The organism is Rhodopseudomonas palustris (assembly GCF_003591005.1).
Taxonomy (GTDB): Bacteria; Pseudomonadota; Alphaproteobacteria; order Rhizobiales; family Xanthobacteraceae; genus Rhodopseudomonas; species Rhodopseudomonas palustris_K.
In genome coordinates this window covers 183,042-207,368 of record NZ_QYYD01000001.1, presented here as the reverse complement: position 1 = coordinate 207,368, position 24,327 = coordinate 183,042, and the positions used below count along the sequence as shown (strand labels likewise).

General features: G+C 61.8%; 20 protein-coding genes. 15 read left to right on the top strand and 5 right to left on the bottom strand.

Going from position 1 to position 24,327, the window contains the following annotated elements; translation table 11 throughout:
- The first annotated feature begins 24 nt into the window (after window positions 1-24).
- The 4 genes from D4Q52_RS00960 (at window position 25) to gyrA (ending at window position 5,615) form a co-directional block, all read left to right on the top strand.
- Entirely contained in the window at window positions 25-882 is an 858-nt protein-coding gene (locus D4Q52_RS00960) for a D-amino-acid transaminase (RefSeq protein ID WP_119854656.1), read from the top strand.
- Between the two features lie 179 nt (window positions 883-1,061).
- Window positions 1,062-1,310, top strand: a complete 249-nt coding sequence (gene hfq / locus D4Q52_RS00955) for an RNA chaperone Hfq (RefSeq protein ID WP_002711839.1) — start codon at window positions 1,062-1,064, stop codon at window positions 1,308-1,310.
- An 11-nt stretch (window positions 1,311-1,321) separates the two neighbouring features.
- Window positions 1,322-2,695 carry a GTPase HflX gene (hflX, locus tag D4Q52_RS00950; RefSeq protein WP_119854655.1) on the top strand — a complete coding sequence of 458 codons (1,374 nt, stop codon included), beginning with the start codon at window positions 1,322-1,324 and terminating at the stop codon, window positions 2,693-2,695.
- Between the two features lie 178 nt (window positions 2,696-2,873).
- A complete protein-coding gene (gyrA, locus tag D4Q52_RS00945; RefSeq protein ID WP_119854654.1) occupies window positions 2,874-5,615 on the top strand; it encodes a DNA gyrase subunit A in 2,742 nt (913 codons plus the stop codon).
- Window positions 5,616-5,731: 116 nt separating this feature from the next.
- Here gyrA and D4Q52_RS00940 read toward each other — a convergent pair whose 3' ends face one another.
- Window positions 5,732-5,989: a hypothetical protein gene (locus D4Q52_RS00940; RefSeq protein ID WP_119854653.1), complete on the bottom strand. Its 258-nt coding sequence runs from the start codon at window positions 5,987-5,989 to the stop codon at window positions 5,732-5,734.
- A 332-nt stretch (window positions 5,990-6,321) separates the two neighbouring features.
- On the opposite strand from D4Q52_RS00940, the gene coaD reads away from it, so the two are divergent.
- The 6 genes from coaD to tgt all read left to right on the top strand — a co-directional run bounded on the left by coaD (window position 6,322) and on the right by tgt (window position 10,645).
- On the top strand, window positions 6,322-6,819 hold the full coding sequence (gene coaD / locus D4Q52_RS00935) for a pantetheine-phosphate adenylyltransferase (RefSeq protein WP_119854652.1): 498 nt from the start codon (window positions 6,322-6,324) through the stop codon (window positions 6,817-6,819).
- Window positions 6,820-6,849: 30 nt separating this feature from the next.
- Window positions 6,850-7,413, top strand: coding sequence for a peptidylprolyl isomerase (locus D4Q52_RS00930; protein WP_119854651.1), 564 nt, complete (start codon window positions 6,850-6,852; stop codon window positions 7,411-7,413).
- A 7-nt stretch (window positions 7,414-7,420) separates the two neighbouring features.
- Window positions 7,421-7,858 (top strand): hypothetical protein, encoded by a 438-nt coding sequence (locus D4Q52_RS00925; protein WP_119854650.1) that lies wholly within the window; start codon window positions 7,421-7,423, stop codon window positions 7,856-7,858.
- A complete protein-coding gene (locus D4Q52_RS00920; RefSeq protein ID WP_054164827.1) occupies window positions 7,834-8,301 on the top strand; it encodes a peptidylprolyl isomerase in 468 nt (155 codons plus the stop codon). The genes D4Q52_RS00925 and D4Q52_RS00920 overlap by 25 nt, the downstream gene beginning before the upstream one ends.
- Before the next feature lie 131 nt (window positions 8,302-8,432).
- Entirely contained in the window at window positions 8,433-9,503 is a 1,071-nt protein-coding gene (queA, locus tag D4Q52_RS00915; protein WP_119854846.1) for a tRNA preQ1(34) S-adenosylmethionine ribosyltransferase-isomerase QueA, read from the top strand.
- On the top strand, window positions 9,500-10,645 hold the full coding sequence (gene tgt / locus D4Q52_RS00910) for a tRNA guanosine(34) transglycosylase Tgt (RefSeq protein WP_119854649.1): 1,146 nt from the start codon (window positions 9,500-9,502) through the stop codon (window positions 10,643-10,645). Before queA ends, tgt begins: the two co-directional genes overlap by 4 nt.
- A gap of 624 nt (window positions 10,646-11,269) precedes the next feature.
- Here the strand turns inward: tgt and D4Q52_RS00905 are convergent.
- Entirely contained in the window at window positions 11,270-11,668 is a 399-nt protein-coding gene (locus D4Q52_RS00905) for an H-NS family nucleoid-associated regulatory protein (RefSeq protein WP_119854648.1), read from the bottom strand.
- 458 nt (window positions 11,669-12,126) lie between these two features.
- Here D4Q52_RS00905 and D4Q52_RS00900 point away from each other — a divergent pair, with 458 nt between their 5' ends.
- On the top strand, window positions 12,127-12,507 hold the full coding sequence (locus tag D4Q52_RS00900; RefSeq protein WP_119854647.1) for an H-NS family nucleoid-associated regulatory protein: 381 nt from the start codon (window positions 12,127-12,129) through the stop codon (window positions 12,505-12,507).
- A 317-nt stretch (window positions 12,508-12,824) separates the two neighbouring features.
- Here the strand turns inward: D4Q52_RS00900 and D4Q52_RS00895 are convergent, their stop codons facing one another.
- From D4Q52_RS00895 to D4Q52_RS00885, 3 genes are all read right to left on the bottom strand, one after another.
- Entirely contained in the window at window positions 12,825-14,282 is a 1,458-nt protein-coding gene (locus D4Q52_RS00895; protein ID WP_119854646.1) for an undecaprenyl-phosphate glucose phosphotransferase, read from the bottom strand.
- 492 nt (window positions 14,283-14,774) lie between these two features.
- Window positions 14,775-15,959, bottom strand: coding sequence for a polysaccharide biosynthesis/export family protein (locus D4Q52_RS00890; RefSeq protein WP_182915203.1), 1,185 nt, complete (start codon window positions 15,957-15,959; stop codon window positions 14,775-14,777).
- 203 nt (window positions 15,960-16,162) lie between these two features.
- The gene (locus tag D4Q52_RS00885) at window positions 16,163-18,493 is read right to left on the bottom strand and encodes a polysaccharide biosynthesis tyrosine autokinase (protein WP_119854645.1); all 2,331 of its coding nucleotides are present in this window, start codon (window positions 18,491-18,493) and stop codon (window positions 16,163-16,165) included.
- Between the two features lie 545 nt (window positions 18,494-19,038).
- On the opposite strand from D4Q52_RS00885, the gene D4Q52_RS00880 reads away from it, so the two are divergent.
- The 4 genes from D4Q52_RS00880 (at window position 19,039) to D4Q52_RS00865 (ending at window position 24,285) form a co-directional block, all read left to right on the top strand.
- Entirely contained in the window at window positions 19,039-19,377 is a 339-nt protein-coding gene (locus D4Q52_RS00880; protein ID WP_119854644.1) for a hypothetical protein, read from the top strand.
- Window positions 19,355-21,562: a peptidase domain-containing ABC transporter gene (locus D4Q52_RS00875; RefSeq protein ID WP_119854643.1), complete on the top strand. Its 2,208-nt coding sequence runs from the start codon at window positions 19,355-19,357 to the stop codon at window positions 21,560-21,562. The genes D4Q52_RS00880 and D4Q52_RS00875 overlap by 23 nt, the downstream gene beginning before the upstream one ends.
- Window positions 21,514-22,983, top strand: a complete 1,470-nt coding sequence (locus D4Q52_RS00870) for an HlyD family type I secretion periplasmic adaptor subunit (protein WP_234831016.1) — start codon at window positions 21,514-21,516, stop codon at window positions 22,981-22,983. Before D4Q52_RS00875 ends, D4Q52_RS00870 begins: the two co-directional genes overlap by 49 nt.
- 243 nt (window positions 22,984-23,226) lie before the next feature.
- Window positions 23,227-24,285 (top strand): Gfo/Idh/MocA family protein, encoded by a 1,059-nt coding sequence (locus tag D4Q52_RS00865; protein ID WP_119854642.1) that lies wholly within the window; start codon window positions 23,227-23,229, stop codon window positions 24,283-24,285.
- Window positions 24,286-24,327: the final 42 nt, after the last annotated feature.

Genomic DNA, 24,327 nt, shown 5'->3' with positions numbered 1-24,327 from the left:
AACAATCAACATTGGACTCAACCGATGTCGCGTATCGCCTATGTGAACGGCCGCTATCAGGACATGCGCGACGCCAGCGTCAATATCGAGGACCGCGGCTATCAGTTCGCCGACGGCGTCTACGAAGTGTGCGAAGTGCGCAGCGGCCAGCTGGTCGATATGCCGCGGCATCTCAAGCGGCTGCAGCGCTCGCTGTCCGAACTGCGCATCGCCGAGCCGATGCCGCTGTCGGCATTGTCGGTGGTGATGCACGAGGTCGTGCAGCGCAACCGCGTGCGGTTCGGCATCGTCTATCTGCAGGTCAGCCGCGGCGTGGCGCGGCGCGACCACGGCTTTCCGACCAAGCCGGTGCGGCCGAGCGTGGTCGTCACCGCGCGCAGCATCGACCCTGCCAAGGGCGCCGACAATTGCGCGCGCGGCATCAAGGTGATCACCGTGCCGGAAAATCGCTGGCCGCGCGTCGACATCAAGAGCACCGCGCTGTTGCCGAACGTGCTGGCCAAGCAGGCCGCGCGCGAAGCGGGAGCCTATGAAGCCTGGTACGTCGATGGCGACGGCTTTGTAACCGAAGGCTCGTCCAGCAACGCCTGGATCGTCACCCAGGACGGCCGGGTCGTCACCCGACCGGACAAATCGGGGATCCTGTCGGGCATCACCCGAGGCGTGCTGATCGAAGCGTTGGAAGCGCTGCAGATCCACTTCGAGGAGCGGCCGTTCACGCCGCAGGAGGCGGCCGGAGCAGCCGAGGCGTTCACCACGGCAGCGAGCATGATCGTCATGCCGGTGGTGACCATCGACGGGCATGTGATCGGCAGCGGCAAGCCCGGTCCGGTTGCGCTGCGGCTGCGCGAGCAATTCCACCGCTTCGCCAGCTTTTCCTGACTTTTCGTGTCACGGAACGGCTTGCGTCCGATTTAGCTGCTTGCCTAACAAGCACGCGTGCCCTCTAATCGACTCTCGGCTTCCGGAGGGGGATCTCAGGGAAGACGGCAACCGCGGCGAAGCTCCGAAGAGAGATGCGTTGTGGCAAGAAAATACCAATTCCAATTGCGGGAATAAAAATGGCGGCAGACCGCGCTCAGAATCTACAAGACACCTTCCTGAACCACGTTCGTAAGACGAAGACTCCTCTGACGATCTTTCTGGTGAACGGAGTCAAGTTGCAAGGCATTGTCACTTGGTTCGATAATTTCTGCCTATTGCTGCGACGCGATGGACATTCACAACTTGTGTACAAGCATGCGATCTCGACGATCATGCCCGGCGCCCCGATCCAGTTGTTCGAAGGCGGCGAGGATTCTCCAGCTTGAGACGGTTCTGATTGGAACCCCGTAGCTTCGACGGGGGCGCCGACCGCCCGCAGGCGTCGGCCGACGGCCAGACCGGACGCGTGATCGTCGTCGGGCCGTATCTGCGTGTCCGCAAGGGTGATGCTGACGCCATCGAGCATCGCGCGGTGCGCGACAACGACGCTCGCCTCGACGAGGCGGCGGGGTTAGCGCGTGCGATCGATCTCGACGTCGCCGAGGCGGTGCTGACGCCGATCAGCCAGATCCGGCCGGCGACTTATCTGGGGAAGGGGAAGGTCGAGGAGATCGTCGGCATCATCGCCGCGCATCACGCCGACCTGGTGGTGATGGATTGCGCGCTGTCGCCGATCCAGCAGCGCAATTTGGAGAAGGCCTGGAACACCAAGGTGCTCGATCGCACCGGCCTCATTCTGGAAATCTTCGGCCGCCGCGCCAAGACCAAGGAAGGCTCGCTGCAGGTCGAACTCGCGCATCTGAACTATCAGCGCTCGCGGCTGGTGCGGTCCTGGACCCACCTCGAACGTCAGCGCGGCGGCTTCGGTTTCATGGGTGGTCCCGGTGAAACCCAGATCGAAGCCGACCGCCGCCTCATCGGCGATCGCATCAGCCGGCTCGAGAACGAGCTGAAGAAGGTCCAGGCGACCCGCCGGCTGCACCGCGCCGGCCGGCAGCGGGTACCTTACCGCGTCGTTGCGCTGGTCGGGTACACCAATGCCGGCAAGTCGACTCTGTTCAACCGCCTGACGCGAGCCGACGTACAGGCGGCCGACATGCTGTTCGCCACGCTCGACCCGACGCTGCGCGCCTTGAGTTTGCCGCATGGCGGCAAGGCGATGTTGTCGGACACCGTGGGCTTCATATCCAACCTGCCGACCCAGCTCGTCGCCGCCTTCCGCGCCACGCTGGAAGAGGTTTTGGAAGCCGACCTGATCCTGCACGTCCGCGACATCAGCCACGAAGACGCCGAAGCCCAAGAGCGCGACGTCGACACCGTGTTGCGACAGCTCGGCGTCGATGCGAGCAGTGGCCGCGTTCTCGAAGTCTGGAACAAGATCGATCGTTTCGAGCCCGAGCAGCGCGAAGAACTGGCCAATGTCGCGGCTCGGCGCGATCCGGAGCATCCGGTGTTTCTCGTTTCCGCCGTCAGCGGCGAGGGCGTCGACCCCCTGCTGCTGGCGATCGAGCAGCGCCTAGCCGCGACCCGCACAGTGCTCGATCTGACCATCGACGCCGCCGATGGCGCCGGCGTGAGCTGGCTGCATCGCAATGCCGAGGTGCTGTCGAAGGAGCTGCAGGACGGTCGCTATGTCATGACGGTACGTGCCGACGAGACCAAGCGCGACGCCATTATCGAGCGCTTTCAGGCCGTCATACGCGAGGACTAGCGGCGCTTTCGACCGCGCTCGAACAGGCCGTCTAGGAGTGTTTCCCGCCTCCGTGTCGATGCGCGTTAAGTCATTGGAAAAACGGCAGGAAAAAGCTGTCAAAGTGGACCCGCGAGGGTGGCTTGCCCGGGGGCGATGCGGTATATGATTCGCATCAGATTCAGACCGGAACTCATCCTTGTCCGACAAAGACGACGAGAAGACCGGGGAGCCGCAGGCGCCCTCGGACATCCGCCCCGTTTCCATTCTCGACGAGATGAAGCGGAGCTACCTCGATTACGCGATGAGCGTGATCGTGGCGCGTGCGCTGCCCGACGCGCGCGACGGTTTGAAGCCGGTGCACCGCCGCATTCTCTACGGCATGTACGAGAACGGCTTCGAGTGGAATAAGCCATATCGCAAGTCGGCGCGCACCGTCGGCGACGTCATCGGTAAGTATCACCCGCACGGCGACCAGTCGGTTTACGACGCGCTGGTCCGCATGGCGCAGGACTTCTCGATGCGCGTGCCGCTGATCGATGGCCAGGGCAATTTCGGTTCGGTCGACGGCGATATGCCGGCGGCGATGCGCTATACCGAATCCCGCCTGACCAAGATCGCGCAGTCGCTGCTCGACGATATCGACAAGGATACGGTCGATTTCCAGCCCAACTACGACGGCTCCGAGCGCGAGCCGCAGGTTCTGCCGGCGAAGTTTCCGAACCTTTTGGTCAACGGCGCCGGCGGCATCGCGGTCGGCATGGCGACCAATATCCCGCCGCACAATCTCGGCGAAGTCATCGACGCCTGCGTGGCGCTGATCGACGATCCGGCGCTGTCGATCGAGGATCTCAACGCTATTGTGCCGGGCCCGGACTTCCCGACCGGCGGCATCATCCTCGGCCGCGCCGGCATTCGCTCCGCTTACAACACCGGCCGCGGCTCGATCGTGATGCGCGGCAAGGTCGAGATCGAGACCGTCCGCAAGGACCGCGAGGCGATCATCGTCTCGGAGATCCCGTACCAGGTGAACAAGGCCACCATGGTCGAGCGGATCGCGGACCTGGTGCGCGAAAAGAAGATCGAAGGCATCTCCGATCTGCGCGACGAATCCGATCGCGACGGTTTCCGCGTGGTAATCGAACTGCGCCGCGACGCGGTGCCTGAAGTCGTGCTCAACCAGCTCTACAAGTTCACGCCGCTGCAGACCAATTTCGGCGCCAACATGGTGGCGCTCGACGGCGGCCGGCCGCAGCTGATGAACCTCAAGGACCTGCTGCAGGTGTTCGTCGCCTTCCGCGAGCAGGTCGTCACGCGGCGCACCAAGTTCCTGCTCAACAAGGCGCGCGACCGCGCCCACATCCTGGTCGGCCTCGCCATCGCGGTGGCGAATATCGACGAGATCATCAGGGTGATCCGCAATTCGCCGGATCCGAACACGGCGCGCGAAACCCTGATGTCGCGCGACTGGCCGGCGGCAGACGTCGCGGCGATGATCACGCTGATCGACGATCCGCGCCACAAGCTCAATGAGGACGGCACCGCGCGGCTGTCGTTCGAGCAGGCTAAGGCGATCCTCGATCTGCGGCTGCAGCGCCTGACCGCGCTGGGTCGCGAGGAAATTTCCGAAGAACTCGACAAGCTTGCGCTCGAGATCGCCGACTATCTCGACATCCTGCGCTCGCGCGCGCGGGTGCAGACGATCGTCAAGGACGAGCTCGGCGCCGTGAAGTCCGAGTTCGCGACGCCGCGCAAGACCACCATCATCGAGCAGGAAGGCGAGGTCGAAGACGAAGACCTGATCCAGCGCGAGGATATGGTGGTGACCGTGTCGCACGCCGGCTACGTCAAGCGCGTGCCGCTGTCGACCTATCGGGCGCAGCGCCGCGGTGGCAAGGGCCGCTCCGGCATGGCGACGCGCGAGGAAGATTTCGTCGCGCGGCTGTTCGTCGCCTCGACGCACACGCCGGTGCTGTTCTTCTCGTCGCGCGGGCAGGTCTACAAGGTGAAGGTCTGGCGGCTGCCGCTGGCGCCGCCGAACGGCCGCGGCAAGGCGCTGATCAACATCCTGCCGCTGGAGCAGGGCGAGCGAATCACCACGATCATGCCGCTGCCGGAGGACGAGGAGTCCTGGGCCGCGCTCGACGTGATGTTCGCCACCACCGGCGGCAACGTCCGCCGCAACAAGCTGTCGGATTTCGTCGACGTCCGCCGTTCCGGCATCATCGCGATGAAGCTCGACGAGGGCGAGGCGATCGTCGACGTGCAGATCTGCACCGAGCGCGATGACGTATTGCTGACCGCCGCCGGCGGCCAGTGCATCCGCTTCCCGGTGCCGGACGTGCGCGTGTTCAGCGGCCGCACCTCGATGGGCGTGCGCGGCATCGCGCTGGCGAATGGCGACAAGGTGATCTCGCTCAGCATCCTGCGCCACTTCGAGGCGACGCCGGCCGAGCGCACGACCTATCTCAAGCAATCCGGCGCTTTCCGCCGGGCGGCGACGGGCGAGGAGGCCGAAGCCGTCGAAGCGCCCGAGGCCGAAGCCGAGGAGGGCGAGGTGACGACATCGTTGTCGCCCGACCGTTACGCTGAGATGTCTGCCTCCGAGCAGTTCGTGCTGACAATTTCGGAGAACGGCTACGGAAAGCGCACCTCGTCGTTCGAGTACCGGACCACTGGCCGCGGCGGCAAGGGCATCGGCGCGATGTCGGTGAACAGCCGCAATGGCAAGCTGGTGGCGTCGTTCCCGGTCGAGGATTCGGATCAGATCATGCTGGTGACCGACGCCGGTCAGCTGATCCGTTGCCCCGTGGAAGGCATCCGCGTCGCCGGCCGCTCGACTCAGGGCGTGATCGTGTTCGACACCGCCGACGACGAGAAGGTCGTCTCGGTCGAGCATATTCCGGAAGCGGAAGAGGCGGAAAACGGCAACGGCGGCTAATCGGCCGCCGCACCATCCCAGAATCGAAAGGCCCCCGGTGGGGCATACCGGGGGCCTTCGAAGAGCGCTCCTGGAGGGAAGGCGCTTGGTAAACTCTGAGTCTTAACGCACAAACCTCACGGACGTTCCGCGGTCACCAGACGGGCCTGATTGATTGGAGCGGTGCGGCGGTCGGAATTGCGCAGGCAGGAAGGCTCGAAATTCGGCCAAGCCTGCTCAGAACAGCGGGTGCCCAGCGGGCGGATGTCAAGGCGATCGCCTTTGGCAAGCGCAACCGGCACGCTGGCTTCGACGCGCGGCGCAAAGCCCGGCAAGATGGTGAGGGCAGCAGCGGCGAAAGCCGCGATAGCGACGGCGGAAAGAGCTTTGATCATCACGGTCCCCTGTCTTCCAGCCCGGGCAGGCCTGTTGTCGCCTTGTCGCCCGGAAGTGTTTGTCGCTTCCCAGTGCGGGTGGTGTACCCACAGCCGGTTTCCGGATGTCTTCGTCGCACCGCGATTGCGTTTCTTGGCGCTGCCGAAATGTTTCGCCGGCTCGCGCCGATGAAACATCCGCGCTAAAACCTTAATGATTTCAGCGTCCCCATTGCTGCCGGGTAGACGCGCGGGGCGGCATTTCGGTTCAATTCGCTAGGCGAAATAAAAGCCGGCGGTTTGCCGGAACCTCTGCGGCTTGCGGGCGTCTTGCGGCCGCGCTAGACGGGGGTATGTCCCGTATCGCGCTGTATCCCGGCTCCTTCGACCCCGTCACCAATGGTCACCTCGACGTCGTCCGCCATGCGGTCGCGCTATGCGACAAACTCGTGGTGGCGATCGGCATCCATCCCGGCAAGAAGCCGCTGTTCACGACCGACGAGCGGTTGGCGATGGTGCGCAGTGTCTTCGAGCCCGTCGCCAAACAGGCCGGCTGTCAGTTCGATTGTACCACCTACGACAACTTGACGGTGACGTCGGCGCAGCAGGTCGGCGCCACGCTGATGATCCGCGGGCTGCGTGACGGCACCGATCTCGACTACGAGATGCAGATCGCCGGCATGAACGAGACCATGGCGCCGGCGATCCACACCGTGTTCCTGCCGGCCTCGGTCGGCGTCCGCCCGATCACCGCCACACTGGTGCGGCAGATCGCTGCGATGGGCGGCGACGTCTCGGCCTTCGTGCCGGCGGAGGTCGCGGTTGCCTTGAAATCCAAAGTGGCCGGCTGAGCCGGCTGCGTTTTTCCGATCGGAGTTTGCATGATCCGTCTGATGGGCCTTTTCGCCGCGCTGCTTTTTGCCGTGCCGGCGCTGGCGCAGCCGCTGCCCGCTAATCTCGACAAGGCCAACGCGCTGGTCATCGACAGCACCAAGGGCCGCATCGTGATCCAGCTCCGGCCCGACCTTGCGCCGCAGCACGCCGAGCGGCTGAAGCAGCTGGCGCGCGAGGGCTACTACAACAACGTGCCGTTTCATCGGGTGATGGCCGGCTTCATGGCACAGACCGGCGACGGTCAGAATTTTAACGGCACCGGCGGGTCTAAATATCCGAACCTGAAGCAGGAGTTTTCAAAGGTGCCGTTCAAGCGCGGAGTGGTCGGCATGGCCCGCCGCGGCGACAGCGTCGACAGCGCCAACTCGCAGTTCTTCATCATGTTCGACGACGGTCCGAGCCTGAACGGCCAGTACACCGTGGTCGGCGAGGTGGTGTCGGGCATGGACGTGGTCGACAAGCTGAAGAAGGCATCGGCCGGCTCGCCCGGCGGTTCGGTGACCGACCCCGACAAGATGATCAACGTGCAGGTCGCCTCCGACATCAAGTGACGCCGCAATGCTGCCGCGCCGACGCATCATCGTCGCAGCAGTGTTGAGCGCCGTCTACGGATGGACGCCCGATGCGGCGAACGCGGAACAGCCGCAGATCGACAATCTGCACCAGTTGTACGCCGCACTGAGCAAATGCTGGCGCTCGCCGCAACTCTCGCCCGGCGATCCCGGGATGCAGATCACGGTGCGCGTGAGCTTCAAACGCGATGGCGCGATCCTCGGCAAGCCGCGGATCACCTTCGAGAGTAGCCCACGGTCCGACAGCCTCGCTTATCGGATCGCGGTCATGGACACATTGCAGCGGTGCACGCCCTTGCGGTTCACGGACAGCATGGGCAACGCCGTTGCCGGACGTCCTTTCACGCTGCGGTTCGACGACCGCAGGATTAGTCCCGACAAACCAGACGAGAAGAGAGCATGGCTGACAACGACAACATCCTGATCCTCGAAACCACCCAGGGCCCGGTCAAGATCGAGATGCGTCCGGACCTCGCACCGAACCACGTCGCCCGCATCAAGGAACTGGTGCGCGAAGGCTTCTACGACGGCATCGTGTTCCATCGGGTGATCGAAGGCTTCATGGCGCAGACCGGCTGCCCGCAGGGCACCGGCACCGGCGGTTCGGGCAAGAAGCTGAAGGCCGAGTTCAACAAGGAGCCGCATGTCCGCGGCACCGCCTCGATGGCCCGCGCCGCCAATCCGGATTCCGGCGACAGCCAGTTCTTCATTTGCTTCGACGACGCCCGCTTCCTCGACAATCAGTACACGGTGTGGGGCAAGGTCATCGAAGGCATGGAGAACGTCGACAAGATCAAGCGCGGCGAGCCGGTGCAGAACCCGGACAAGATCGTCAAGGCCTCGATGGCCGCCGACGCTGCGGCTTGATAACGACGACGTCCGCTCATTCGTGGCGGGCATCGTCACATAGAAGGTGTCATGCCCGGGCTTGAGACCCGGGCATCCATCGTTCGAAGAGGATGGATCGCCGGATCAAGTCCGGCGATGACGGACATTGTATGCGCACCGATCTTTTCGACTTCGATCTGCCGACCGAGAACATCGCGCTGCGGCCCGTGAGCCCGCGCGATGCCGCGCGGATGCTGGTCGTGCGTCCGGGCGCTCCGCTCGAGGATCGCACCGTGCGCGATCTGCCGGCGCTGCTGGCCCCCGGCGATCAGCTCGTCGTCAACGACACGAGGGTGATCGCGGCGCAGCTCTCCGGCCGCCGCATCGGCCGCGCGACCGAGCCGAAGATCGACGCGACGCTGATCAAGCGGCTCGACGGCTCGCGCTGGCAGGCGCTGGTAAAGCCTGCAAAAAAGCTGAACGTAGGCGACGTGGTGCGGTTCGGCCATGACGGCCGGGTCTGCCTGCTCGGCCACCTCGACGCTACGGTGGAAGCCAAGGGCGATGCCGGCGAGGTGACGCTGAGCTTCCACGGCCCGGCGCTCGACCAGGCGATCGCCGAACTCGGCGCAACGCCGCTGCCGCCCTACATCGCCTCCAAGCGGGCTCCGGATGCGCAGGATGCGGCCGACTACCAGACCATGTTCGCCGTGAACGAAGGCGCCGTCGCGGCGCCGACCGCAGGGCTGCATTTCACGCCGGAACTCGACGCGGCGCTGGCCGCGCGTGGCATTGCGCTGCACCGGATCACGCTGCATGTCGGGGCAGGGACGTTCCTGCCGGTGAAAGCCGACGACACCGCCGAGCACAAGATGCATGCCGAGTGGGGCACCATCAGCAAGGCCACCGCCGACGCGCTGAACGCGGCGCGCGGGAAGGGCGGCCGCATCGTCGCGGTCGGCACCACCTCGCTGCGCCTGCTGGAAAGCGCCGCGCGCGAGGACGGCACGATCGCGCCGTTCGCCGACGAGACCTCGATTTTCATCACGCCGGGCTATCGCTTCCGCGCCGTCGATATGCTGATGACCAATTTCCATCTGCCGCGCTCGACGCTGTTCATGCTGGTCTCCGCCTTCTGCGGGCTGGAGACGATGCAGGCAGCCTATCAGCACGCCATCGAAACCGGCTATCGCTTCTACTCTTACGGCGACGCCAGCCTGCTGTTCCGGGAGCCCGCATGAGCGTGCCGAACTATTTCGAATTGCTCGGCACCGACGGCGCTGCGCGGACCGGCAGGCTGACCACGCCCCACGGCGTGGTGCGGACGCCGGCCTTCATGCCGGTCGGCACCGCGGGGACGATGAAGGGCTTGCATTGGCGCGAGGTGCGCGACGCCGGTGCCGACATCGTGCTCGGCAACACCTATCACCTGATGCTGCGCCCCGGCGCGGAGCGCATCGCCGCGCTCGGCGGCCTGCAGCGCTTCACCACCTGGAACGGGCCGATGCTGACCGACAGCGGCGGCTTCCAGGTGATGTCGCTGGCACAGCTGCGCAAAGTCACCGAGCACGCGGTGACCTTCCGCTCGCATATCGACGGCGCCGCGATCGAACTATCTCCAGAACGCGCGATCGAAGTCCAACTGCTGCTCGGCAGCGACATCGCCATGCAGCTCGACGAATGCGTGCGGCTGCCGGCGGAGCATGCCGATATCGACCGGGCGATGCAGCTGTCGCTGCGCTGGGCCGAGCGTTGCAAGCGCGCCTTCGAACGGGCGCCCGAGGGCTACATGCTGTTCGGCATCGTGCAGGGCGGCGATGTGCCGGAGCTGCGCCACGCCTCGGCGCGCGGCCTGATCGAGCTCGGCTTCCACGGCTACGCGATCGGCGGCCTCGCGGTCGGCGAGCCGCAGGAAGTGATGTTGGCGATGATCGAGGAGGCGGCACCGATCCTGCCGGCCGATCGGCCGCGCTATCTGATGGGCGTTGGCACGCCCGACGACATGCTCGAAGCGGTGGCGCGCGGCATCGACATGTTCGACTGCGTGATGCCGACCCGTAATGGCCGCCACGGCGTGGCCTTCACAAGGTTCGGTCCGGTCAATCTGCGCAACGCCCGCCACGCCGACGACCCGCGCCCACTCGACGACGGCAGCGATTGGCCCTCCACCAACAATTGCTCACGCGCCTATCTGCACCACCTGATCAAGTCGGGTGAAACCCTCGGCGCGATGCTGCTGTCCGAAATCAACATCGCGTATTATCAACATCTGATGCGCGACATCCGCGCCGCGATCGCCGCCGGCACCTTTGAAGAGTTCCGGGCACGGACGCGGGAAGGGTGGTCACGCGGCGACATTGCGCCCCACGCGGCCGGGGTCTGACGCGAGCCGCCGGTCGGCAGCCGCGGTCTGTCGGCCGGCGTCGCTGGCCTATAGGCCCTGCCGTGAAGGCCGGCCCGACGCGGCCAGGCCGCAACGCCGGATACTCTTCTAGAGCCGTTCACGGATTGATTGAAGCGTTGTCGCGCTATCGAGGCTGACTGAAAACTCGGGCCAGTCCACGGCCACTTTCCAATTCGCTTGATTCGCTGCCAAACTCCGTCATGGCCGGGCTTGTCCCGGCCATCCACGCCTTTGCTGCATTTCCTTCAGCAAGGCGTGGATGCCCGGCATGACGCGTGGAGGCGGAGGTACCAAAATCCAAGGTCGAATTCTCGGCGAGGCACCGAGAAGCCCGGCGAAGCCAAGCGTCTCTACGAATGTAGCCACGCCGCACCAGAGGCCAAGAACTCGGTCGTCCCATGGATGGACCAGTCGCAGCGCGATGCATCTCCACCCGCGAAAGTTGAACGATAGGTGGGAAAGACATCATAAATGCGTGGGTATTTAATGTCCGGCTTATTTATCAGATAATCAGCCAATTTAAAGACGGTCAGGATCGACGGAGTTGGCTGCATTCTCGTATACCGGGCCCGGCGATCGAGCGCCTTCGCAACGCGCTTGGATCTAGCCCTCGCGAGGAGGGTCTTCCTCCTGATTTTTCCGACTTTGGTCGGCGTCCGAATCCTTGACCTCGAAATCGTCGAGCCGATGCCCCTGTTTCAGGGCAAGAGTGAGCCATCGGGGACGCTTTCCTCGCCCCGACCATGTCTCACTTGGTACCAGGGGGTTGATGTACTTCGGTAGTACTTGGGGGTATTTACGGCGGGACGGCCGTTTTTGAGGCCTTCCCCGACGATCCTCGCCACCAGGCGCGTCAGCCGGAATAAGTTGCGCGAGCCTCTTCTCCAGTTCCCGCTTTTCGCCAAGGAGCCGTTCGGACAATATCTTCGTGAGCTCCTCATGCATCGCCCAGAGCTCATCAAACGACATGGCGTCCAAATCGGGCAGGTCCGGTTTTTGCATGTAACTCTCAGCACCTCCTCCGAGAAGCTTCCGAAGTGCGGGGCACAGCACCGAAGGAGGATAAAAAATAATGTGCCCGACTCGAACAACATAAATCAATTTTAGTAGCTTTATTTAAACCGATCCATCGAGTCCTTTCATTCAATCAGCTCTGATATTGCGTGTTGTAGTTCTTGCAGCGCGACGACGAGTTGCCGAAGTCAGATGCCTCGCGGCACTGCTTTCAATGCTCGCAACTCAGCTGTGCACGATCGGAGATATCCGCTCCAAACGTGTTCCACCCTGTAATTCGAAAAATTCATAACTTACAGGTAGTTAGAAGTTTTCTTTTGGTTTCCGGAAAAGAGCTGCGACATTATTTGTCCATTTTGGGCTTGTTCGAGTCGAGGAATAGCCCTATTTGCGAACTTAGACTCCTCAGCAAGCCATCATCTGAAGAACTTAGCGGGACGCGCCGAATGTCGACGAAGCGGTTTGATCCGGAATCCATGTCTATCGACGATCTCTGGTCGCTTCACGAAAAGATCAGTCAGATTTTGTCGACGCGGATCGCATCTGAAAAGCAGGAGCTCGAAAAGCGCTTGGCGGTCTTGAACCGTGGGCGACATGCGATTGAGGGTGGCGAGTCGGCCGGATCTCCGGACGCGCATGACAAGGTCAGGCGCAAGTATCCCAGAGTGTTTCCCAAGTACCGAAATCCAGCGACGCCCTCGGAAACCTGGTCCGGACGGGGGAAACAGCCGCGTTGGTTGGTGGCAGCCATCAAGTCCGGTCGGAAGATCGACGACTTCCGAATTCGCGACGACGCGAATTCCAAAGGGCGGCGTCAGCGAGCTTAAAGCCACCGGGTTTTCTCCCGATCCGGGATTTCCGCATTCGCCATCGCCGAGTGCCGACCCTGCTGCCTCGCCTTCATGAAGGCTCCCGCGACTGTTCCGCACAATCGCTGTCCACTGTCGGGCTAAAGCCGCGGTTTCAAAGCAGTCGACCCGCCCCATCGTGCTTCCTCATCGCTGTCGAGCAACCGGACACTGGATCGGCTCTATTTGAGCCTCAGCTTACAATTTGGTCGAGGACGAAACGTCCGCCCGACCGCAGGACTTTGTAGGCGCCATGATCTACCGTGCCGGAGCCTGCTTGGTCCCGATGCGGCGTTTTAAAACGCGTTGCGCCCCCGGATGAGTTCGAGTGGTGTCTGGGCCAGGATCATGAGATCCATGCCGAAGCTCCAGTTGTCGATATAGAATAAATCCTGTTCTACGCGCCCCTCGATCGAGTCGGGGGTAGGCGTTGGCCCGCGATAGCCCTTTATCTGGGCCAGGCCGGTCAGGCCGGGCTTCACCCTCCGCCGATAAGCATAGTGTCGAACCGCTTTATTGAACTCATTGTCATGGGCCATGGCGTGGGGCCGAGGGCCGACAATCGACATGCTGCCCTCGAGAACATTGAGCAATTGCGGGATCTCGTCGATGCTCGTTCTGCGAAGCCAACCGCCGAGCCGCGTGACCCGTGGGTCTCGCGCCGTCGCCTGAACGATGCTCGTCCCATCCTCGAGAACGGACATCGTTCGGAACTTGAAAATTGTGAAGCGACGACCGTTGAACCCGCAGCGCTGCTGTTTGAACAAGACCGGCCCGGGTGAGTCCAGCTTGATCGCTGCAGCTACCGTCAGGAGCAGCGGCGCCAGAACCGTCAGGACAATGGTCGACAGACAGATATCCAGGGCACGCTTTGCCAACAGGTCGATTGGAGACAGCGGACCGCGGTGAAGTTCGACGCAGCGGGCACCACCGAGTTCCGTGGAGGGACGGCAAAACAGCTCCGAACTCGCCCCGGTCGGTACCAGCCTGACACGAAGGGGCAGTACGTGAAGCGCCCCGACCACGCGCTTCAGTCGAGACCAGTGGTTCAGGCTGACACCGAAGAAGATTTCCCGCACTTCAGTTTCGCGAGTGTGGTCGATGATCATCTCGATCAGCTTTTCTTGCCGGCGTTGTGAAGAATGGAAGACCGGCAGCGTAAAGTGTTTCTCGACGAAAAAGCCCAGATCGCTCAACATGTTGACGAGATGCTGTCCGTGCTCGTCGGTGATGAGGACGATCTTACGGCCGGAGAACCGCCGCTCCGACAGTCCCTTGCGCAGCGCGTCGCGGAGCAAGGCACGCTGAGCGATCAAGCTCACCAGCCCCACGGCGCCGAAGGTGAGGGCCGTGTCCCATCGAATATCCTGCTCCATATGCAGCGCGTAGGTCGTGGCGACAAACAGAATGAAAACGCCAAGCCAGATAGCGCAGACCGCTCGGATTTGATTGCGGAGGTTGAGCAGGGCTGTGGGTGAGTACATGTTGCAGGATTTAAAGACCGCAGCGAACACCACCGACATCGGCAGCGCCACGCCGGTCAACCGCGAAATATCCTGCGGGGCGCCGAACACAAGTTTGTGGGCAAATGCTGCAACGAGGCTGGCAGTGAAGATCGTCGCGAAGTCCGCCAGCACCGCCAAAAGTTCAACTGAATCGTACTGAACCGGCCACTTCCTGTCTTGGGTCGGGCTGTTGGCAAGCCCCGAACTCGGCGCGGTTTCAAATTGGAAACGTCTCCTCGCTGAATTCATCTTAGTTGCCCGCTTAAGATTGAATTAACTATCGCGATATTTCTACGGGGCGATTTAATATGCAAGAAAATTATTTGATAAATAATATTGAATTAAATAGCGGGAGCGAAGACATTCTGCTCGGCCGCGACCGCGTGGCGGAGGTCGGTCATTTTAATGTTGGCGGGCCGGGCCGATCTATTCAGCAATGCGCCGGTCGACCGGAGAGTGGATCATCCCTCGCAAGTCGCAGCTTGGCCTGCGTCGACGAAGTGTCGCCGCAGGAAAGTTCGAGTTGGGGGCAGTTTTTCAAATCTTATTGGGAGACGGATCTGCCAGATTGTCCAGGCGAGACGACGGTTGGTAGACGTGCCGGCACCAAGAAAGCCCTGGCTCTGCCGCTGAATTCCCACGCTCAACCTTGGCAACAGTCGGCCCCGAAACCATGCGCAAGCCGCCGTCGCGCCGGATTATCGGGCGCCCATGATGTTCCGCGGACTTGAGATCACGCGACTATCGGACCGTGGTGATCGGAGTTGGCGTGGTGATGATCGTGGTACTGCCGCCGTTGATCGCAGCTTTCAGCGCATAGAAGTTGGTCGCGTACAGGATCGGATCATTGGCCGTGGCCATGATAGTGCGCAGGAAGTTCAAGAATTTGGTGGCTTCGACAGATGCCGCATTCGACACGAAGATCACGTCCTTGTTGCGCATTTCGAAGCTTTGAGTGAGAAAATACCCCCCGGGATCCCGCAGGTTGACGGAATAAATCACGGGCACGATCGGCCCTTCGAAAGCGGCCACGTCGACGCCGAGTTGGCGGGCGACTTCCTTGGGCTCACCGCGATAGAGGAAGACCGCAGCCGGATCCGCCTGGACATCGGTCAGGCCGCCGACCTTGCCGATTGCTTCGGCCAGCGAAATCCGCCACGCGTCGAACTTGAACTGCCCCTGGATTCCAGATGCGCCGAAAGCGACGAAGGTCTGGGCCTGATTGTAGAGATAGATGATGTCCGAAGGCAGTACGAATATGTTGTTGGCCGGCTCGTAAACCAGCGCTCCGAACGGGACGCTCGCTCGATGCCCCTCGCGCTCCAGGGTAACCCACATATCGTAGCCCTGGGAGGCAGGGCCGCCTGCGCGGGCAATCACGTCGACGACACGCTCTCCGGAAGGGCTGGCGGGGAAACGGCCAGAGTTCTTCACGTCGCCCAAAACGCTGATCAGCGAGGTTCGCTGCTCGACGACGGCCACCACGACTTGCGGGTCAATGGCCCGGCTCTTCAGCGCGTCGATGATCGCATTCTGAACTTCGGCAGGGGTTCGACCCTTCGCCCGGATCGGTCCGGCGTAGGGTACGGTAATATTGCCCTTGTCGTCGACCGCCTGATTGGGGATGACGACGAAATTGCCGGGCCGAACGCCCGCCTCGGCAGGAATGAACAAACCTCCAGATTGCGCCTCGAAAATGGTGACGCTGACGATGTCCCCGATGCCGAACTGAAAGGCTCTGGGAGGCGTTCGGTTGGCGAATGCGGTCGACAGGCGAGGGCTGAACTGCCCCAGCGTCCGCGTAACCTCCGGGCTCAGGCGGACGAGGGCATAGGGAAGGCTATCCGGCTCGGCGTTCCGGCCAGTCCTGATGTCGGTGCTTTGCGGTCCGCTGGCCGGCATCAGCGCGCAACCCGCGCCGGCCATGGACAATGCCGCGATCGACAAAACCCTGAGATGATACCAAAGACCGTTCAGGAGAGCCCCCAACTTACTTCCGCGGGAGCCATCAGGTTCGCATTCCCGTGCGATTCAAACCAGCGAGGAGATTTGTTCTTTTAAATACAAATTTGCGGTGTTGCTCAGGAGCCACATGATGAGCTGGAGAAAACAATCGGCTCCACCCAAGATCATTTCGCCTGATCGACATATCCATACCGGCCGTAATGCTCATCATCGTAGTAATCGCTGCGCGAGCCGTCGTAGCGCCTCATCACGTCGATGTCGGTCTTGTTCAAAACGGCGCCGACGATCGCTTCGCTGACGTTCGGTGCCGTGTGGAGAGCGTGCTGGACGACGTCAATCTTGGTCCGCCCCCACTCCACGACCAGCACGAAGCAATCGACTAAAGGCGTAGTCGCCCGGACATCGACGATCGGCGCCAGCGGCGGAAGGTCGACGATCACGTAGTCGTAGCTCGCTCGCAGCTTGGCAAACAATGCCCGGGTCGGCTCGGCCGAGAGGATTTCGCTGGTGTGAAGGAAGGGGCCAGTCTTGGCGATCGGCAGGAGCGTCAGGCCAGTACTTTTGTCGTGCCATGTCACTTCGTCGAGACGCTTGGCCCCGGCGATCACCTCCATCAGTCCGGCAGTCGCGGCAGGGGCGAGGTTCATGGACAGCGACGGGTTTCGCAGATCGCAATCGACCACGATCACGCGCTTGCCGGCATGGGCGATCAGCTGAGCCAGCGACACCGCAATCGTCGATTTGCCTTCATCGGGCAGCGACGAGGTGATTCCGACGACTTTGTTGGTCGCCAAGCTATGGTTCAGGTCGATCGCCAGTCTGATAGCCCGGATCGATTCGGCGAACCGGGACAGCGGCATGGCCGTTGCGGCCCAATAGGCGGTCGATCGCCGCGACATCGCCCGGGCGGCGTCCGTGCCGGAGGGCGGGGGCGCGGGGGCGTGTCGGCCGGTATTCTTGAGTAGCGGCACCAGTGACAGGCATGGCAGCCGCAAGGCGGCCTCGAGCTGCGCAGAGGTTCGGAATACCCGGTCCATCACGTCGCGCAGCATGCCGAGCCCGGCGCCAAGCCCGAGTCCCGCTGCTAACCCCAGCGCGATGATGACCATTGATTTCGGTTTGCTCTTGGAGGCAGGCGGCGATGCCGAGGCGATCACACGCGCATCGGAATTGGGAAAGGATTCTTGTTGTACCGAGCCCATGTAGCGCTGCAGGAAGCTTTCATAGAGACTGCGATAGCTTTTTGCGCTGGTCTCGAGTTCGCGCATTGTGACTTCGGCTGAGCTGCTCGTTCGCGACCGCGAAATTGCGGAAGCGAGCTGGATTTCGATCTGTTGCTGCTTCTGCTTTGCTATTTCGTAGTCGCTCCGGCTATTCGCTGCCAAACGGCGAACTTCCTCGAAGATCGACGTGCGGATGTCCCGCAGCCGGTTTCGCAGATTGACCACCGCGAGGTGGTTCTTGCCGAACCGGGTCGACCAGTCGGCTTCCCGCCTCGAAGAGTCGAGATATTGCTGACGCAGCGCGTTGATGATCGGATTCAGCAAGACCTCGGAGCCAGGTGCATCAATCCCGCCCAAACTCTGGCTGTCGGGAGCGGCCGCCTGAATAATTTCCTCGAATTTGTTCAGGCGGGCCTGGAGATCGGAGGTGAGTGCGCGTGCAGCCACCAGTCGGCTGCTAAGATCAGCGATCTGTTGATCGTCGATCATTTTGCCGTCGCTGACGACGATATTGTGCTCCAGTTTGAAGGCGTTGACCGCCCGTTCGGCGCCGAGCGCCTGTTGTCCGATTTCGCGCAGCCGCTCCTGCAACCAGGTGCTCGCGTTCTTGTTCGCTGCAAAGCGTGAATCCAACTGGTCGAGGATATAGGTGTTGGCGATGGCGTTTGCGACTTCGGCGGCTCTCTCCGGATTGCTCGCGTTGTAGCTGACTTCGATCACATTGCTCATCCCGACGCGATTAGCGGTCACACGCTCGACGAACTCGAGGGCAAGCTGGTCGGCCTGGTCCGCCGACGGCGCTGAATCCGGTGCCGGCTCGACCGGACTCATCGATAGCAAGGTCCGCACCCGGTTGAAAAATGCACGGAAGCGGGCAGGTGGCTTGAAGTCGCTGTCGTCGTAGAGCTTGAGCTTTTGGATTACCGCGGTTGCCAAGGCTTTTGATTTCAGCACCTGCAGCTGGGTCTCGATCTGAACCGAATCGATGGCGGCCTCGGCTAACAGCGACTGTTGCTGGAGGAACGGCGCCTTTTGATTGATGAGCAGGATTTTCGCGGTGCCGGTATAGGTTGGGGTTGCCGTCTTCAGATAAATCGCTGCGATGCCCACCGTCAAAATTGTACAGAAGACGATGACTGCATATTGGCGCTTGAGGAGACCAACAACGAGTTCGATGGTCTGCCCAATCCCTCCGGCGGCGCTTTCGTCGCCGGGCGCGCCGTTGAACAGCGAAAGCATCTTCTCGTTTTGCAACATGTTGCTTTGAAGCATCAGAGGCCCACCAAATTGTCGGCTGCATAAGACGCGGCAGATTTAATATCATTATCTAAGACAAAGGAAGCGCCAATTAAAATTAAATGAGCAGGACGGCGGTCGGCGACCCGGTAACGGTCGGCTAGGTTAACGATGGTGCGGTAATTCGTGATTTATTCTGCAAAATGTTGTAACTTAATTGACTATAAAATTCACGTGGGATTTAATCGGGGTCTGGCTTGTTTCCTCCCGAGTTGGCCAATGCCGAAAATGGACAGGAATCCCACCTTTCAAAAATGCGTTGCTTCCAGCGGGAGAATGAAGGCGACCTGTCGGTCGATCGATCGTGGCTGTTGTGGCGTCCGTTCGACGTGGGGGGCGAGCCGATCGGGCGCCGGCGGCGCAGTTCGTGCCCGTTTGCGAGCTCAACGGGGCATTTCGAGGGGCGGGGGCAGTCGTTCTGTCCAAGCGCGATTTACAGATCGGGCCGCGTCCCGGACGCGTGCGGCCGGAGAACTATCGATGTCTCGCTCGAGGCGAATTAAAGGCTAGGGAGAATAACAATGCACGCCGAGGTCTACACCGACGGTATCGATGAAATCATGGTCGGCGGCTCGATCGTGCGGGTCGATTTCGTCAGCCTTTCACCGACCGAGCGGGACGCGAATAATGCGCCGAAGAAGGTCTTTCGCCAGCGAATGATCTTTTCCATCGAGGCGTTCGCCAACTCCGTTGACGTCATGCAGAACGCCCTGCAGGGGCTGGTCGACGCGGGCGTCGTAAAGCGCAATCCTGCAAGACCCGTGTCGGATAACTCGGCGGCGAATGCGACGAGCGCAGATGCAAGCGGATCCATCTCGAATGCGCCACGGAATCCAAATGCTTCAACAAATTTCCGCTGACGACGAGGTCCGGCTGCTGCCGCAAGACAACGAGCCCGGGCCGAGCCGCCTCGAGAACCACACGGCACTGTACTGTCTGGAATTCGTTGCGGCCCGCCGCGGCGTGGACCTGTCTGTCGAGCAGTTGAAGCATGCTCACGCGGTCGATGGCACGGCTCTGCCTGTCTCCGCCGTCCTGCGGATCGCACAACAGGCCGGGTTCAGGGCCAAAGCGGCGAAGATCGAATGGCGGACGTTGTTGGATCTCGGGGAAGCATTTCCGGCGATGGTTCAGCTGGCAAATGGCAACTGGATTGTCGTTGCGGGGGCGAAAGGCGGTGTCGACGAGTGTGTCAGCGTCATCGATCCGCTCGCCGAACGGCGCGACGAGCCCTTACTTATCAACGAGGAACAGTTCTGTGCCAATTGGCACGGGGATGTGCTGCTGATCAAACAGGATCAGAGCCAAGGAACGTCCGAAAAGAAATTCGGCTTCCGCTGGTTCATTCCGGAACTGCTGCGCGAGCGCCGTCTGTTCATCGACGTCGCCATCGTTGCCACCGTGCTTTATGGGCTCGGCCTTGTCGTTCCCATCTTCTTCCAGCTCGTGATCGACAAAGTTCTGGTCCATGAGAGCTTTACGACCTTGTATGTGCTAGCGGTCGGAGCGATCGCGGCGCTGACGTTCGACGCGATCTTCAATTTTCTGCGCCGATATTTGATGCTGTATGTGACCAGCAAGGTCGACATCCGCGTAGCCACCAAGACATTCGCTCATCTGCTCGGCCTGCCGGTGACTTTCTTCGAGCACATCTCGGCGGGGGTGCTGGTCAAGCACATGCAGCAGGCCGGCCGCATCCGGGAATTTCTGACCGGCCGGCTGTTTCTGACATTCCTGGATGCACTCTCGTTGCTCGTGTTCATTCCCGTGCTGGCGATGTACAGCGTCAAACTGACGGGCCTGGTGCTGGCCTTCACCGTCCTGAGCGGACTGATCGTCATTGTTCTGCTGGGACCGTTCCGTCGGCGCTTGGCCGATCTGTATCAGGCAGAGGGCACGCGGCAGGCGCTGCTGGTCGAAACCGTGCACGGCATGCGGACTGTCAAGTCGCTGGCGATGGAGCCGCTGCAGCGGCGGGTCTGGGACGATTCCTGCGCCCAGTCGGTGTCGATGCGGTTCAAGGTGGAGAGGATTTCCGCCTGGGCGCAGTCCGTCACCGGTTTTCTCGAAAAGCTGATGACGCTGGGCATCATCGTGCTAGGTGCGCTGGACGTGTTCAGCGGCGAAATGACGATCGGTGCCTTGGTGGCGTTCAACATGCTCGCGGGCCGGGTGTCGGCGCCGCTGGTGCAGATGGTCACCATGGTGCACGAGTATCAGGAGGTCGCTCTTGCCGTCAGGATGCTCGGCGAAGTCATGAACCAGGCGCCGGAGCGCGACGTGTTGCGGAACGGCCTTCGGCCGGAGATCAAGGGCGCTGTCGAATTTGAAAGCGTGTCTTTCCGGTACGGCCCCGAAGGAGCCGCGACGCTCGAGGACGTGTCTTTCTCGATCGCGCCCGATCGGGTGTTTGGAATTGTCGGACGCAGCGGCTCCGGCAAGACGACGCTCACGCGGCTGATGTCTGGTCTTTACCCGGTGCAACAGGGCGTCGTGCGAATTGACGGCTACGACCTGCGCGAAATCGATCTCGTTCACCTTCGTCAGAATATCGGCGTCGTTCTACAGGACAGCTTCCTGTTCCGCGGGACCATCCGGGACAACATCGCGCGCGTCAAACGCGATGCCACGTTTGCCGAAGTGGTTCAGGCCGCTCAACTCGCCGGCGCCGACGACTTCATTCAACTTCTTCCCCGCGGATACGACACGCTGCTCGAGGAGGGAGCCTCCAACCTGTCCGGCGGCCAAAAGCAGAGACTGGCGATCGCGCGCGCGCTGATCGTCAATCCGCGTATTCTTATTCTCGACGAAGCCACCAGCGCACTCGACGCGGAGAGTGAGACAATCATCCGGCGCAATCTACGTCGCATCGCCGCCGGGCGGACGGTGATTATCGTGTCGCACAGATTGTCGATGCTCGTGGAAGCCGACTCGATCCTGGTGATCGAAGGTGGCCGCGTCGTCGACGTCGACCGGCATGACAAGTTGATCGCTAAATGCAGCATCTATCGGCACCTCTGGAATCAGCAGACGAAGGCGGCGTGACGATGAGCCCCGATGAGCGCCCGAACCCGCCTTCCACCCTCCGGGACGGCAGTCCCGCCGGTTCCGACAGGAGAAGGCGACCCAACGCCTCGTCGAGGAGACGCCGTCCTGAAATCGTGGGGCAATTTCAATCTGACGCCGTGGAGATCGAAGAGCGCGCGCCGCCCGGCGTCGCCAGGCTGACCATGTATAGCGTTCTGGGGTTGATCCTCGTGTCCATCGTCTGGGCCTCCCTGTCTCACGTCGAGACGGTTGTCACCGCCCAGGGTAAGCTCACCACCACCCGTCCGAATGTCGTGCTGCAGCCGCTCGAGACCTCGGTCATTCGCGAGATGCACGTCCGGGCGGGTGATGTAGTCAAGCGTGGCGATCCGCTCGCGACGCTCGACCCCACGTTCTCACAGGCCGATCTGGACCAGCTGCGCTTCAAGGTTGCAGCATTGGACGCGACGATCGAGCGGCTTCGGGCCGAACTGGACGGGCGGGACTACGTGCTGTCGGATCCGGGCAGTCCCGATGCGATATTGCAAGGCCGACTGTTCGCGCAGCGCAAATCGTTCCACGCGACGCAACTGACGGCCTTCGACGCGCAGATCGCGAGTGCGCGCGCCACTCTGGCGACTGGCCAGCAGGAGGAGGCGGTGTTGACCCAGCGGCTCGAAACGATGAAGTCGATCGAGGCGATGCGCACCTCCCTGATGGATCGTGAGGTTGGATCCAAGCTCAACTTCCTGTTGTCGAAGGATGCCCGGCTCGAAGTGGAAAGCAACCTGTCCAGATCGAGGGGCAACCAGGTCGACTCGGTTCACAAGATCGAGAAGGCCAGCGCTGACCGGCAGGTGTTCATTGAAGAATTCGGACGCGCGACCTATCAGGAGCTCGTCGAGACCACTGCCAAGCGTAGCGATGCGGCCGAGGCGCTGAAGAAGGCCGAGCTGCGGCGGCAGCTGATCGTGCTGTCGGCGCCGGCCGATGCGGTCGTGCTCGAGGTCGCTAACCGCACCGTCGGGTCTGTCGTCAAGGAGGCGGAGACTCTGTTCGTCCTTGTGCCACGGGACGTGGCGCTCCAGGCCGAAGTCAACGTCGAAGGGCGCGATATCGGTCAGGTCGCGGTCGGACAGAAGGTTCGTCTCAAGTTCGAGGCGTTTCCCTTCCAGAAATTCGGAACGGGATCGGGCGTGGTGCGCGTCGTCAGCGAGGACGCGTTCAACCCGGACGTCAAGGCCGACCCAGGGCGCCGCACCCCCGCGCCGTACTATCGTGTCCTGGCGGACCTCACCGTCAGCAAGCTCTCGGGACACGTCCAGCTCATTCCCGGCATGGCGGTGACTGCCGAGTTGAAGGTCGGTGAGCGCCGCGTGATCTCGTACTTCCTTTACCCGCTCTTGCGCGGACTCGACGAGAGCATCCGCGAATACTGAACGAGGCATTCGACGCGCTCGATTGGTCGATTGTCCGCTCGCTCCCGAGAACTGTCGGTCGGAATTGCCTCGATAGCGGTGGGCCTGGCGGCTGCCGGCGCGCAGCGCATGGACCTTGTCTGCGGATGCGGAGAGGCGCGGAACGCCGCAAGTGGCGTCGATTATTTGTATTAACTAAATATAATGCTTGCAATTAATATTTGGAAATATGATCTTAAGAAAATGAAATAAGCAGGGGGTTTCATGACAAGCAGCCGCGTTGGTGTAGGCGTCGTCGGGTACGGTTATTGGGGCCCGAACCTCGTCAGGAACTTCATCGGAAATCCCGCTACGCGTCTCGTCGGCATTGCAGATCTGGATCCGAGAAAGCTGGCGGCGAGCAGCCAATTATATCCGGGCGTGATCACGACGAACTGCTATGACGACCTGCTCAAGGATCCGAGCATCGACGCGATCGCGATCGCGACGCCAGTCCGATCCCACTACGAGCTGGCGTTGGCCGCGCTCAAGGCCGGTAAGCACGTTCTGGTGGAGAAACCGCTCGCGCCGAAGGCGGATCTGGTCAGGCGACTGATCGACGAGGCCGACCGCCGGGGGCTCACCCTGATGGTTGATCACACTTTCCTCTACACTCCGGCAGTGCAGAAGATCCGCGATCTGATATCCCACGGGCAGCTTGGGGATGTGTATTACTACGACAGCACCCGATCCAGCCTCGGTTTGTTTCAGAGCGACGTCAACGTCATCTGGGATCTGGCGGTGCACGACATCTCGATCATCCAGTACATCCTCGACGAGGAGCCGATCGCGGTGTCGGCCACGGGGTCATCCCATGTGGCCGGATCTCCGGAGAACATGGCGCATATCACCCTGTTTTTCGAAAGCGAATGCGTCGCTCATGTCAGCGTCAATTGGCTTTCGCCGATCAAGGTGCGACAGACCTTTGTGGGGGGCAGCAAGAAGATGATCGTCTATGACGATCTCGAGCCGACGGAAAAGATCAAGGTTTATGACAAGGGCATCACCCTTGATGCGTCGCCGGAGAATGCCCATCAGTTCCGCATCGGCTATCGCGCCGGAGACATGTGGGCGCCCAACATCTCGACCAAGGAGGCGCTGCAGACCGAGGTCGAACACTTCATCGGATGCGTCCGCAACGGCACGAAGCCGATCTCCGACGGTTATTCCGGCCTGCGCGTCATCGAGATCCTGGAGGCCGCATCGCGTTCGATTGCCGATCAAGGCAAGCCGGTCTCGCTCAAGCAGTCGCGACGGATCTCTGATGACGTGCGCGTCGCCTGATCTGACGGACGACCCCTTCAGTGCATCGTAAGCTGCGTCGAG

Excerpts from the sequence above, each read along its gene's own strand:
- D4Q52_RS00890 (WP_182915203.1), bottom strand. The coding sequence starts at position 15,959 with ATGGCCGGCGCGGGTTGCGCGCTGATGCCGGCCAGCGGACCGCAAAGC.
- D4Q52_RS00905 (WP_119854648.1), bottom strand. The coding sequence starts at position 11,668 with ATGCAAAAACCGGACCTGCCCGATTTGGACGCCATGTCGTTTGATGAG.
- coaD (WP_119854652.1), top strand. The coding sequence starts at position 6,322 with ATGTCCCGTATCGCGCTGTATCCCGGCTCCTTCGACCCCGTCACCAAT.
- D4Q52_RS00925 (WP_119854650.1), top strand. The coding sequence starts at position 7,421 with ATGCTGCCGCGCCGACGCATCATCGTCGCAGCAGTGTTGAGCGCCGTC.
- queA (WP_119854846.1), top strand. The coding sequence starts at position 8,433 with ATGCGCACCGATCTTTTCGACTTCGATCTGCCGACCGAGAACATCGCG.
- tgt (WP_119854649.1), top strand. The coding sequence starts at position 9,500 with ATGAGCGTGCCGAACTATTTCGAATTGCTCGGCACCGACGGCGCTGCG.
- D4Q52_RS00920 (WP_054164827.1), top strand. The coding sequence starts at position 7,834 with ATGGCTGACAACGACAACATCCTGATCCTCGAAACCACCCAGGGCCCG.
- D4Q52_RS00940 (WP_119854653.1), bottom strand. The coding sequence starts at position 5,989 with ATGATCAAAGCTCTTTCCGCCGTCGCTATCGCGGCTTTCGCCGCTGCT.
- D4Q52_RS00875 (WP_119854643.1), top strand. The coding sequence starts at position 19,355 with ATGCTTCAACAAATTTCCGCTGACGACGAGGTCCGGCTGCTGCCGCAA.
- hfq (WP_002711839.1), top strand. The coding sequence starts at position 1,062 with ATGGCGGCAGACCGCGCTCAGAATCTACAAGACACCTTCCTGAACCAC.
- D4Q52_RS00895 (WP_119854646.1), bottom strand. The coding sequence starts at position 14,282 with ATGAATTCAGCGAGGAGACGTTTCCAATTTGAAACCGCGCCGAGTTCG.
- D4Q52_RS00930 (WP_119854651.1), top strand. The coding sequence starts at position 6,850 with ATGATCCGTCTGATGGGCCTTTTCGCCGCGCTGCTTTTTGCCGTGCCG.
- D4Q52_RS00885 (WP_119854645.1), bottom strand. The coding sequence starts at position 18,493 with ATGCTTCAAAGCAACATGTTGCAAAACGAGAAGATGCTTTCGCTGTTC.
- D4Q52_RS00870 (WP_234831016.1), top strand. The coding sequence starts at position 21,514 with ATGCAGCATCTATCGGCACCTCTGGAATCAGCAGACGAAGGCGGCGTG.
- D4Q52_RS00900 (WP_119854647.1), top strand. The coding sequence starts at position 12,127 with ATGTCGACGAAGCGGTTTGATCCGGAATCCATGTCTATCGACGATCTC.
- D4Q52_RS00960 (WP_119854656.1), top strand. The coding sequence starts at position 25 with ATGTCGCGTATCGCCTATGTGAACGGCCGCTATCAGGACATGCGCGAC.
- D4Q52_RS00880 (WP_119854644.1), top strand. The coding sequence starts at position 19,039 with ATGCACGCCGAGGTCTACACCGACGGTATCGATGAAATCATGGTCGGC.
- D4Q52_RS00865 (WP_119854642.1), top strand. The coding sequence starts at position 23,227 with ATGACAAGCAGCCGCGTTGGTGTAGGCGTCGTCGGGTACGGTTATTGG.